Source organism: Fluviibacterium sp. S390 (assembly GCF_049800695.1).
GTDB lineage: Bacteria > Pseudomonadota > Alphaproteobacteria > Rhodobacterales > Rhodobacteraceae > Meridianimarinicoccus.
On the sequence record NZ_JBNAFN010000025.1, the window covers coordinates 20789 to 33094 of the forward strand.

Sequence of the window (12306 nt, forward strand, 5' to 3'; positions counted from 1 at the left end):
TATACGTGTATAAGGGGGAGAGGATTTTTTAACCGTATGCGTGTGCCGGTGGTATTCGAGCCGGCGGTGGGGCCTGTTTCCGATGCGGTTTTTTGAAGGGGTGCAATGCCATGGCGACTTTCGTGGTGACCGATACCGTTGAACTGGACGCGGCATTTCAGGCCGCGGCCGACGGGGATCGGATCGAACTGGCGGGCGGAGATTACGCGATCTCGGTCAGCCTGACGGGGCGGGATTTCGCCACCGGCCTGACCATCGCTTCGGCCGATCCCAACGATCGCGCGGTGCTGACCGAATCGCTGCTGATCGAGAATTGCAGCGGCATCACCTTCGAGGGCATCGACCTGCAAGCGGCGACCCTGGCGCCGAACTACAGCTGGAGCCGGGTGCAACTGCGCAACAGCAGCGACATCACCCTGCGCGACATGCTGATCGAGGGCCATATTCCCGATACGATCGAGGGCACCGATCCCGACAGCGTCGCGGCAACGCGGGATATTCCCCTGACCGGATATGGCTATGAATTCGGCGTGCTGGCGCGGAATGTGGACGGGCTGGTCATGGAAGGCGTCGAACTGGCCGACCTGCGCGTCGGGCTGCGCCTGAACGGCGCCACGAATGTGACCATCGACGATCTGGACCTGCATCACACCCGCGAGGGGGTGAATTTCAACGATGTCACCAACATGGTGATCGAGAACAGCTATTTCCACGACCTGAACCCCTGGTACGATCCCGATGGCAACTACGGCGATCATCCGGACATGATCCAGTACTGGGGGGTGAACTCTGCCTCCGGCGTGCATGGGATCACTATCCGGGACAATTTCTTCTACCAGCCGGAAGGGGCGCGGTCGCAATCGATCTTCGGCCATCTCAACAAGGCCCAGGCCGGGGTGACGGCCACGGATTTCCTGATCACCGGCAACACCATCATCAATGCCTCGGCCAATGCCATCAAGATCTCGGATGTCGTGAACATGGAGATCTCGAACAACATCCTGCTGCCCAATGCCGAGGATCTAACCTACAGCGATTACCCGCGGATCTCGCTGCTGGACGTGGACAACGTGCAGATCACCGGCAACACCCTGCTGCCGCGCAACAACGGCAAGATCCTGAACCTGAACGCCACCGAGATGGCGACGATGAATGTCACCGAAAGCGGCAACACCCTGTTGTCGCCGACCCCGACGGACGTGGATTACTGGAAGCACACCTATGATCAGGTGATCGCGACCCTGCCCTATATCTACACCGATCCCGGTCCCGACACTGGCGGCGGCGGCGGGACCGATCCCAACGATCCCACCGGCGGCGACGGTCTTGTGGATGCGATCCTGATCACCGGCACCGCGGCGAATGACAGCCTGACGGACCGGGCCTACAGCCATGACGCGGTGAACCATTTCCAGGGTCTGGCCGGGAAGGACAAGCTGACCGACACCGGCGGCGACGATATCCTGGAAGGCGGCCTTGGGGCGGATACCTTCATCTTCGACAACCGCAAGAACGGCGACGAGGTGTCCCACGATCTGGTGATGGATCTGAATTTCAGTGATGGCGACCGGTTGCGGATCATGAACAACCAGCCCGGCAGTTACAGCGATGACCTGGATCCGTCCAACAACATGATCGTGTCGCCGAACGGCTCCAGCGTCACCCTGCGCAGCCTTGCCGACCTGGTGGAACTGCAGGCCGGGGCCACGGTCGATATCGCCGCCAATGCGACCGACACCGGGGTGGTGCTGACGATCCATGACGATGTGGACAAATACATCGAACTGCAGGGCATCCTGATGAGCGACCTGGGCCTGGGCTGAGCTCAGGCTTCCGGTTCAGGCGCCGCGCAGCGCCTGTCCCAGCATCCAGCCCGCCCGCGCCGCGCGCAGGCGCAGCAGCGTGGCCGCGCCGCGGCGGCGTTCCAGCGGGCTGGCCAGCTTGTCCGAGCCCAGCACTTTCGGCAGATGCGCCAGCCCTGAGATCAGCACGACCCCGGCCCGCAGCGCCCATTTCACCCGCGCCGCGGGGCTGGTGCCGTTCAGGTGGAACCCCTCCAGCGTGGTGCGTTTCCATTTCTTGGCCAGCGCCGCCCAGTCCTGCCGCGTCGGATGGCTGACCGCCAGTTCGTCGGCATAGACCAGATCGTGCCCCCTGGCGGTGGCGCGGAAGCACCAGTCCATGTCTTCCGACAGCCCGACGATCAGCGGGCCGACATCGTCGAAGACCGCGCGTGAGGTCAGCAGGTTGGCGGTGACGGAAAACCCCTTGTCCTGCACATAGCTGCGCTGGTGGAAGGCAAAGACCGTCTCGAAGGCCTCGGCGCCCGAACGGGGGGGCGGGGTTTCATCGAAGGTGTCCACCCGCCCGCCGGTCAGCCCGGCCTTGCCCGCCAGCCGCAGGGCGGTCTCCAGCCAGTCGGGGGCGGGTACGCAATCGCTGTCCAGAAAGGCGATCAGCGGTGCCGTGGTCTCGGCGACCCCCCGGTTGCGCGCCGCCGCCGCGCCCTTGGTGGGCTCGGTCACAAAGCGCACGCCCGGATGGGCGGCCTGCAACGGGCCCAGGTCGCAGGGGCTGGCGTTGTCGGCGACCACCGCTTCGACGTCCCGGTGCGCGGCCAGCTGCGGGGCCAGCGCCGACAGGCAGCGGCCCAGACGTTCGGGATCGTTGTAATGGGGGATGATGACGGCCAGCCGTGGCGGGGCGGGGTCGGTTTGTGGAGCGGGGGCGGTTTCAGGGGCGGGGTCGGTTTCAGGAGTGGGGGGAACAACTTCGGACACTGGGAACACCTCGGGATCGGAACCTGCCGCCCTTGTGCCAAATTGCGCGGGTCGCGCCTAGGGTCATGGTGATGCGGCGGCGGCAGCGGGGCAGTGGGGTCCCTTTGCCCCGCGCGCCACCCTGCACGCCGGGTGGGGACAAATACGACTGTTCTAGGCTCCTATGCCAGGCTGGTATTGCCCCGCGGGGTTTCGTAACCTTGACACATGACGCTCACTCAAGCAGCTGAATTGGCCACAATAATTGGTGTGGTGGTAGCAGGGATTGGCCTAATCTATGCGGCAATCCAAATTCGGAAGAATGCGCGAATTTCCGAAGGTCAGTTTCTTCTCGAACTCACCAAGATGTTCAAGGAGCATGATGCGGTTCATATCAAGCTTCGACCGGCGGGTGATTGGCAGAAGGGTGATCAAGACCCTAGTACGCTGGACGACTGGGCAGCCGTTGATGCCTACATGGGGCTTCTTGAGCGGTGTGAAGTGCTGATGAGGCAGAAGTCACTCAACCCAGAGGTATTTGCGAGCATGTTTGCGTACAGGGTCGATAACCTGTTGGCACAAGAAGCAATCGTTGGGGGAAAGCTGGTTGGCGACGAGTGCACTCATTGGGCCGACTTCATCAAGCTTGCCAAGCGACTGAGAGACATGGATGCGTTGCATCAGGACCTGCCCAAGGGAATAAGATAGGCGCTTTCTGGATCTGCCCGGTGATCGAACGCCCCGGTGCAACCTACCGATCTGGAGCAGAAAAACTCCCCGTATCCGCATCGCCTGCCACACAGCGCGCCCCAGACACGTTTCCGGATGCGCATGGGGGCGCCGTGTCAGAGGCCCTCCGCCCCCCACGGCCTGATCTGCGCAAACATCTTGTTGGGATGTGACGGCGCGGGCCGGGGCGGGCGGTGCCATGATTCACATCAACGACTTTTTCGACATATTATGTAAACATCTGAATACGTGTCTGGCCTGAATGCCACACGATCTGATCAGGGGGGGACAGCAATGCAAATTACCGCAGGAAATGAACACAGCACCGGGCGCGCGCCATTGGATCGGCTGTGCAGATGCGCCGGCGCCCTTGCCCTGGCTTCGGTCGTTCTGGCGGGCCTGTCCGTACCGGGTGCGGCGGCGACGCTGAAGGTGTCGCTCAGCATTCCGCAGCTGACAGTCAGGGCAGACATGGACGGCCCGGGGGACAATACCGCAGAGGCCTATGTTTCTGGCGGTATTGGGTATTCAGCTATCTATCCCCAAATTCTAGGGCGTTATCGTACGGGCACATTCAAGGCCAAGGAGGACAGAAGGGTTTTCCCGGACTGGTCCATCGTGCGCGCCATTGATCCCAGGCTCTATACCCAGAATTACGGGTATTCCGTGCCTATCAGCATCCATCTTCGCGACAAGGACATCCGGCGGGATGACCGGATCGATATCAACCCCGCTCGCCGGGTGAGCGGTCTGGTCTTTTTCTTCGATCTTCAGACCCAGGCCATGTCGATCAGCAGCCCGAAGACCGGGAATGCCGGCGAAAACGCCACCATCTATTTCGACATGTTCTCGCAGCCGCTGGTGTATGACTTCAACGTGGACAGCCGTGCGGCCCCGCAGGGGAATGGCTGGCTCTATACCTATGATTTCCAGAACCTGTCCTCCAGCCATTACGACATCACCAATGTGGTGCTGAAAGGGCTGGGAAACATCTCGCTGACTCTGGCGCCCGGGGCCTCCATCCAGGTGAGCCGCTGGTCAAGGCACGAACCGGGCCGGGCGCTTGCCACCGGTCTGTATTCGGATCTGGATCAGACGGTGCGGACCCAATACGTGGAGGCGCCCGTTCCCCTGCCGGCCTCGCTGGTGCTGCTGGCGGGATCGCTTGCCGCGCTGGCCTTTCAGGGCCGGGTCCGGCGCAAGGTCTGCGGTCCGGCCTAGGGTCCGGCCCGCGGCACGGCCGCCGCCTCTCGTCTTTCGCGCGGCGGTCTTGGGGGCATTGGCACCAGCGGCCAATGCCCTTTTCACTGCATCAATCCGTCCTCTGGCCGCCAAGGGTTACTCTGCTGTTAGGTGCAACCTGGGCTTGTCCTGTGTTTTGCAGGTCCGCGTGATATGTTAGATGGTGCAGGCGGGGACGGCGCGCTCCGCGAGATATGGGCGAGTAGCATGCGTGATTTTCCCCTGGGCGTGGTGATCGTCGCCTTCAATTCCGGTGGCGAGGCGGTGGATTGCGCCGAAAGCCTGCTGGCGGCGGCAACGGCTGCGGGGGTGCGGCTGCGCGTGGCGCTGGTGGACAATGCCTCGGGCGATGACACCGTGGCGCGGCTGCGCGGCTGGGCTTCGGGCGAAACCCCCTATGCCGCCCCCGTCAACCTGCCCTTCGATCTGACCCCTGTCGCCAAGCCGCTGGCGCTGCGCGAAGGGGGTGCCGACCTGGCCGCCGATCCCGAGGCCCGGCTGACCCTGTTGCACAATACTGCCAACCGCGGCTTTGCCGGCGGCGTGAACGTCGGGCTGGCCTATCTGGCGCAGTTTTCCGATATCGAGCATTTCTGGGTGCTCAACCCCGACAGCGTGGTGCCGCCCGAGGCCCTGACGGCGCTGGTCGACACCCTGCCGAATGCCGGGGATTACGCGCTGATGGGCGGGCGGGTGACCTATCTGGATCCCTCCGACATGATCCAGATCGACGGCGGCAAGGTGAACATGGCCACCGGCGTGACCGCCAACATCCACCTGGGCCTGTCGCACAACGACACCCCGCCGCCAGCCTCGGCAGAGCTGGATTTCATCATGGGCGCCAGCATGATCGCCTCGCGCGCCTTCTATGAAGAGGTCGGCCCGATGCGCGAGGAGTATTTCCTGTATTACGAAGAGGTCGACTGGGCCATGCGCCGGGGCGACCGGCCGCTGCTGTTCTGCGAGGGTCTGCGGATCTATCACCACGCCGGCAGCTCGATCGGGTCGCCGACGCTCAGCCGTCTGGCCTCGCCGTTTTCGCTGTATTTCAAGCATCGCGGCCGGATGATGTTCCTGCGCCGCTTCGCCCCCAGGCGCAGCCTGCTGACGGGCTATGCCTATACGCTGGCCTATGCCGCGCGGCTGCTGCTGCGCCACCGCGCCCCCGAAGAGGCGCACGCGGTGCTGGCCGCCGCCTTCGGGCTGACCCCGCCGGCCTCGGTGCGCGCCCGGCTGAGCGGGCCGGCCGCCGAGATCGCCTTTGCCGCGCCAAAGCGCACCGCCCTTCTGTAAACCTGTCCGGGGGACGCCCCCCGAAACCGATCCAAGAGAGATCCCATGTCGACCCTGACCTGTTTCAAGAGCTATGACGTCCGCGGCCAGCTGGGCGTGAACCTGGATGCCGGCATCTGCCACCGCATCGGGCGCGCCTTCGCGCAGGTGATGCAGCCCGGCCTGGTGGTCACCGGCCGCGACATCCGCGAAAGCTCGGCCGAGTTGCAGGCGGCGCTGATCGCCGGGCTGCGCGACGGCGGGGCGGATGTGATCGACATCGGGCTGTGCGGCACCGAGGAGGTCTATTTCGCCACCACCCATTACGAGGCCGGCGGCGGGCTGATGGTGACGGCCAGCCACAACCCCATTGATTACAACGGCATCAAGATGGTGCGCGAAGGCTCGCGCCCGGTGTCGGGCGACAACGGGCTGAACGACATCCGCGACCTGGCCTACAGCCAGGATTTCGCGCGGGTCGCCGCGACAGGCAGCCTGCGCCTGGAAGACCCGCGCGCCGCTTTCGTTGACCGGGTGCTGTCCTTCATCGACCCGGGCAGCCTGACGCCGCTGAAGATCCTGGTCAATGCCGGCAATGGCGTCGCCGGGCCAGCCTTCGATGCCATCGCAGGCAAGCTGGAGGCGCTCGGCGCGCCGCTGAGCTTCGTGCGCATGCACCACGATCCCGACGGCACCTTCCCGAACGGCATCCCCAACCCGCTGCTGCCGGAAAACCAGCCGGTGACGGCGCAGGCGGTCCGCGACCATGGCGCCGATTTCGGGGTGGCCTGGGACGGGGATTTCGACCGCTGCTTCCTGTTCGACGAAACCGGGGCCTTCATCGACGGCGAATATATCGTTGGCCTGCTGGCGGCGGCCTTTCTGGCCACGGAACCCGGCGCCAGCATCGTGCATGACCCGCGCGTGATGTGGAACACGCTGGACGTGGTCGGGCAGGGCGGCGGCACGGCGGTGGTGTCGCGCACCGGGCACGCGCTGATCAAGGCGCGGATGCGCGAGGTCGACGCGGTCTATGGCGGCGAGATGTCGGCGCATCACTACTTCCGCAACTTCATGTATTGCGACAGCGGCATGATCCCCTGGCTGAAGGTGGCCGAGCACATGGCGATGACCGGCCAGAGCCTGTCGTCGCTGGTGGCGCAGATGCGCGCCGATTTCCCCTCGTCGGGCGAGATCAACTTCCGGCTGGACGATCCCGACGCCGCGCTGGCCGCCATCGAGGCGCGCTTCGGCCCCCTCGCCACCGATACCGACCGGCTGGACGGGCTGAGCCTGAGCTTTCCCGACTGGCGGATGAACCTGCGCAAGTCCAACACCGAACCGGTGCTGCGCCTGAACGTGGAAACCCGCGGCGACCGCGCCCTGCTGGACGCCCGCGTCGATGAGTTGCGCAGCCTGATCACCTCGGCCTAAGGTTCCGCCGCCCGCCTTCGGAATGTCGCGGCGGCGGGCGCGGACAGCAAAAGGAGCCCCGCCCATGAAACTGGCAATGATCGGAACCGGCTATGTGGGGCTTGTGTCGGGGGTCTGTTTTTCCGACTTCGGCCATGCGGTCACCTGTGTCGACAAGCAGGCCGCCAAGATCACCGCGCTGGATGCAGGCCAGGTGCCGATCTATGAACCGGGGCTGGACGATCTTCTGGCGCGCAACGTGGCCGCCGGGCGGCTGTCGTTCACGCTGGATCTGGCCGCCGCGCTGAAGGGGGCCGATGCGGTCTTCATCGGTGTCGGCACCCCGACCCGGCGCGGCGACGGCCATGCGGATCTGACCTATGTCTATGCCGCCGCCCGCGAGATCGCCCATGCCATGGACGGCTACACGGTGGTGGTGACCAAATCGACGGTGCCGGTGGGCACCAACCGCGAGGTCGCCCGGATCATCGCCGAAGAGGTGCCCGGCGCGCAGTTCGACGTGGTCTCGAACCCCGAGTTCCTGCGCGAAGGTGCCGCGATCGAGGATTTCATGCGCCCCGACCGCATCGTCGTCGGCGTCGAATCCGAGCGCGCCCAGGAGGTCATGGCCGAGATCTATCGCCCGCTGTCCCTGCGCGAGGCACCCATCGTCTGGACCGGTCTGGAAAGCGCCGAGATGATCAAATACGCGGCCAATGCCTTTCTGGCCACGAAGATCACCTTCATCAACGAGATCGCGGCGCTGTGCGAAAAGACCGGCGCCGACGTGCAGGCGGTGGCCAAGGGCATGGGCATGGACGGGCGCATCGGCAACAAGTTCCTGCATGCGGGGCCGGGCTATGGCGGCTCGTGCTTTCCCAAGGACACCAGCGCGCTGGCCCGCATCGGCCAGGAACATGCCGCCCCGCAGCGCATCGTGGAAACCGTGATCGCGGTGAACGAGGCCACCAAGCGGGCGATGGTCGACAAGGTGCTGGACCTGTGCGGCGACAGCGTGGCGGGCCAGAAGGTGGCGGTGCTGGGGGTGACCTTCAAGCCCAACACCGACGACATGCGCGACGCGCCCGCGCTGACCATCGTGCCGGCGCTGATCGGGCGCGGTGCCAAGGTGCATGTGGTCGATCCGCAGGGCCAGCGCGAGGGCGCGGGTCTGTTGCCCGGCGTGGTCTGGGACGACGATCCCTATGAGGCCGCCCGCGATGCCGCGGCGGTGGTGCTGCTGACCGAATGGAACGAGTTCCGGGGTCTGGACCTGGCGCGTCTGGCACAGGTCATGGCGACCCCGCGGCTGGCCGACCTGCGCAATGTCTTCAGCCCCGAGGCGGCGCGCGAGGCGGGCTTTGCCTATGTTTCGGTGGGCCGTCCCTCGGCATGAGGGCCGGGGCGGGGGCCGGGGCCAGGGCGGGGGCAGGACTGGTCGCGCTGGCGCTGGCCGCCGGGCTGGCGGCCCTGCTGTGGCCGCGCGCGCCCGAGGAGCCTGCCGACCGGGCGCTGGTGCCCTGGGAGGATCCGGCGCGCCCGGCCCGCATCCTGGCTTTCGGCACCAGCCTGACCGCCCGCGGGTCCTGGCCCGAGGATCTGGCCGACACCCTGACCGCCTGCCTGGGCCATCCGGTGCAGATGACCCGCGTGGCGCAAAGCGGCATGGGCTCGGCCTGGGCGCTGGAACAGCTCGACCGGGTGGTCGCGGCGCGCCCCGACCTGGTGCTGCTGGAGTTTTCCATCAATGACGCGGATCTGCTGGACGGGGTGTCGCGACGCACCAGCCGGGCCCGGCATGCGGCTCTGCTGGCGGCGCTGACCCGCGATCTGCCGGACACGCGGGTTCTGCTGATGACCATGAGCCCGGTGACCGGCGTGGTGCGTCATCTGCAGCGGCCGTGGCTTGGGGCCTATTACGGGATCTACCGCGATCTGGCCGACGAACAGGGGGTCGGTCTGGCCGATCTTTTCCCGCGCTGGCGGGCCGCTCCGGCGGATCTGCGCGACCTGCCCGACGGGCTGCACCCCGCGCCCGGGAAGACGGCACAGCTGGCGGTGCCGGTGCTGGCACAGATGATCGGAGCCGCCGCCGGGCAGCCCGCCTGCGGGGCGGGGGCCGGAACAGGGGCGGGGGGCTGAGCCCCCGCCGCCGGGATCAGACGAATTCGAAGTCCGAAAGGCTGAGCGCGCTGGCGTTGAAGTCCTGCAGCACGATGGTCTGGCCGTTGGACAGGGTCAGCTCGGCATCGCTGCCGTTCTGCGTCAGGCCCAGCCCGGCCAGGGTGGTGGGGGCCACGCCTTCCAGCCGGATCGTGTTGTTGCCCAGCCCGAAATCCCGGATCGTATCCACGTCACCTGCCTGGGCCAGCGTGTCCTGGAAGACGAAGACATCCGAGCCGCGGCCGCCGATCAGCGTGTCATCGCCCAGGCCGCCGTCCAGCAGATCGTTGTCGCGGCCGCCGCTGATGTAGTCGTTGCCGTCGCCGCCATAGAGATCCTGCGCCCCGTAGGAGAACAGCAGCCGATCGTTGCCGCCGCCGCCATGGACCGTGGCCGTGACATTGTCGGTGACGCGCAGCAGGTCGTCGGTGCTGCCCAGCACGGTGTCGGTGGAGCTGGGGGCGCCGGGCAGGGTCACCGCCAGGCTGTTGGTCAGCACGAAATCATTGGCGGTCATATCGGCCACGTTCAGGCCCTGCACGATGATGAAATGCTTGCTGGAGGCGATGATCTTCACCCCGGCGGAATCGCTGCGCAGGTCGAGGTCGCTGAAGCTGGCAAAGCCGAAGCCCGACAGGTCGATGACGTCCTCGCCCTGGGTGAAATCGGTGATGATGTCCTTCTTGGTGCTGGTGGCATGCAGTTCGTCATCGGAGGTGAAGAGGAAGCGGTCATTGCCGCGCCCGCCGGTCAGCGTGTCCTTGCCGGCGCCGCCGAACAGCACGTCATCGCCGTTGCGGCCTTCCAGCCTGTCGGTGCCGGCGCCGCCCACCAGGATGTCATCCCCCGAGCCCGCGAAGATATCGTTGCGGCCGCCGCCGGCGATGATGATCGCCGCCGCCGCGCCGCTGCTTTTCAGCTTCTCGGTGGCATTGGACAGGTAGACCACCTCGGCGCCGCCCAGGCCGCCGCCGTTGCCGCCCGATCCCCCGGTGCCGCCCGTGCCGCCCGTGCCGCCGGTGCCGCCGCCGGTACCGCCAGTCCCCCCGCCGGTGCCGCCGCCCGTGCTGCCGGTCAGGGTCAGCAGGGTGTTGCCGTTCGAGGTGGCCACGTCGAAACTGTCGGTGGCGGCCAGACCGGTGAAGGTCAGGCTGGCCTCGGCGGTGCCATCGCCATCCAGATCGACGCTGAGAAGGCCGCTGGTGGCGTCATAGCTGATCTGGCTGGCGCCCAGGGCGGTGCCTTCGATCACCACGGTGTCGTCGCTGTCGAAGCCCTTCACGGTGTCCCCGTCCAGCCCGACAAGACTGTCGGTGACGGTGTTGGCGCCATTGCCCAGGTCCAGGGTGTCCGCCCCCAGCCCGCCGGTCAGGAAGTCGTCGCCGCCCCGGCCGCGCAGCACGTTGCCGATCTGGTTGCCGATCAGCAGGTCATTGCCCGAGCCGCCGGTGGCGTTCTCGATCAGCGACCGGGTATCGCCCTGGTGCAGCAGGGACATGTAGACATGGCGCGCCGCATAGATCGGGGCGGAGCCGCCCACCAGCTGCGCGCGCTGGCTCAGCCCGCCCACGTCCAGGTCCAGGCCGCGCCCGGGGTTCAGGTCGATCTCCAGGTCGGTGGTATAGTTGGACAGGTCGATCAGGTCGGTGCCATTGCCATCCCACAGGGTGCGGAAGATGCGGTTGGCACCGGGGGTGCCCTGGGACACGCCGTCGATCAGCATCTCGCCGGTGGCGGGGTCGAAGGTATAGACGGTGCTGCCCGACAGGGTGGCGTAATTGGCGCCGTAGAGTTCCTGCACCGCCAGCAGATCCAGCATCATCAGCGATTGCGGATAGCCCCAGCTTTCCACCGTATAGCTGCTGCGCGGCCCGCCCAGGTACGACCGGTAGGACATGACCGTGTATTCCAGCCCGTCATAGGCGGCATCCATGTTGGTCGGATTGTCGTGGGGATGCTTCAGCCCGACGGAATGGCCGATCTCGTGCAGCGACACCAGGTATTCGTAGCTGCCGATATAGGGGACCGCGGTGGGCGAGATCATCTTGTCGAAATAGGTCTGGTCGAGACCGAACCAGATGTCGCCATTGGCGTCATAGGTGCCGGGGCTGTAGGCCCAGGCGGTGTCCGGCACGCTCGATCCGCCGATCCGGATCACCGCGTTCGCGGCGTTGCCGGTCTCGGTCATGTTCAGGCCCGAGACCGCGTTCCAGGCCGAGAAGGCATCGCGCAGCACATCCTTGCCGGCCTCGCTGAAGCTGAGGAAATCGCCCGGCTCCATGTAGGCGGAGTAGGAACTGGGGTAATCGGCGGCACTGTCGGCAAACCCATAGGAAAAACTGGCCATACTCCAAGGCCCGGCGGGGCTGAGCAGCGCCTGGATCTCGCTCCCGCTCGGGGGCGTGTCGGGTTCGGTCGACAGCGTCGCGGTCCCGTTGACCGAATTGGCCGCCGTCACAAGGCCGGAGCCCTCTGGCTTGGGAGCACTGCACACACCTTCACAGACCGGATCAAGGCACACGTCACACATCTAACTTCTCCAAAACACTTAACAACGCGATGACTGGCTCGCGTCGCACGCCACATTTTGCTTCGTTGGGAAGGGTTGACGACAGGACTGCCGCGCCCGGGATGACTTCGAAGATTAAGACGCAGTTACCATGAATCGGCGCTGCAAGAAAACGCAAACAGACTCCACGCAGACGGGAACTGCCGCCGTTTGATACCG

Annotated in this window: 9 protein-coding genes; 7 read left to right on the forward strand and 2 right to left on the reverse strand. The window is 65.8% G+C overall.

Annotated elements, in window-relative coordinates; genetic code table 11:
* The first annotated feature begins 110 nt into the window (after positions 1–110).
* Positions 111–1823, forward strand: coding sequence for a right-handed parallel beta-helix repeat-containing protein (locus ACP15K_RS16980; RefSeq protein ID WP_424991077.1), 1713 nt, complete (start codon positions 111–113; stop codon positions 1821–1823).
* 15 nt (positions 1824–1838) lie between these two features.
* On the opposite strand, the gene ACP15K_RS16985 is transcribed toward ACP15K_RS16980, so the two are convergent.
* Complete coding sequence (locus tag ACP15K_RS16985; RefSeq protein WP_424991078.1) at positions 1839–2780, reverse strand: glycosyltransferase family 2 protein; 942 nt, start codon at positions 2778–2780, stop codon at positions 1839–1841.
* 207 nt (positions 2781–2987) lie between these two features.
* On the opposite strand from ACP15K_RS16985, the gene ACP15K_RS16990 reads away from it, so the two are divergent.
* The 6 genes from ACP15K_RS16990 to ACP15K_RS17015 all read left to right on the forward strand — a co-directional run bounded on the left by ACP15K_RS16990 (position 2988) and on the right by ACP15K_RS17015 (position 9557).
* Positions 2988–3467 carry a hypothetical protein gene (locus ACP15K_RS16990; RefSeq protein ID WP_193143371.1) on the forward strand — a complete coding sequence of 160 codons (480 nt, stop codon included), beginning with the start codon at positions 2988–2990 and terminating at the stop codon, positions 3465–3467.
* A 270-nt stretch (positions 3468–3737) separates the two neighbouring features.
* Positions 3738–4709, forward strand: coding sequence for a hypothetical protein (locus ACP15K_RS16995; RefSeq protein ID WP_424991079.1), 972 nt, complete (start codon positions 3738–3740; stop codon positions 4707–4709).
* 228 nt (positions 4710–4937) lie between these two features.
* Positions 4938–6023, forward strand: coding sequence for a glycosyltransferase family 2 protein (locus ACP15K_RS17000; RefSeq protein WP_193143373.1), 1086 nt, complete (start codon positions 4938–4940; stop codon positions 6021–6023).
* A 45-nt stretch (positions 6024–6068) separates the two neighbouring features.
* Complete coding sequence (locus tag ACP15K_RS17005; RefSeq protein ID WP_424991080.1) at positions 6069–7436, forward strand: phosphomannomutase; 1368 nt, start codon at positions 6069–6071, stop codon at positions 7434–7436.
* 64 nt (positions 7437–7500) lie between these two features.
* On the forward strand, positions 7501–8811 hold the full coding sequence (locus tag ACP15K_RS17010; RefSeq protein ID WP_424991081.1) for a UDP-glucose dehydrogenase family protein: 1311 nt from the start codon (positions 7501–7503) through the stop codon (positions 8809–8811).
* Positions 8808–9557, forward strand: a complete 750-nt coding sequence (locus tag ACP15K_RS17015) for an SGNH/GDSL hydrolase family protein (protein ID WP_424991082.1) — start codon at positions 8808–8810, stop codon at positions 9555–9557. The genes ACP15K_RS17010 and ACP15K_RS17015 overlap by 4 nt, the downstream gene beginning before the upstream one ends.
* Before the next feature lie 16 nt (positions 9558–9573).
* Here ACP15K_RS17015 and ACP15K_RS17020 read toward each other — a convergent pair whose 3' ends face one another.
* Entirely contained in the window at positions 9574–12108 is a 2535-nt protein-coding gene (locus tag ACP15K_RS17020) for a M10 family metallopeptidase C-terminal domain-containing protein (RefSeq protein ID WP_193143377.1), read from the reverse strand.
* Positions 12109–12306 lie beyond the last annotated feature (198 nt).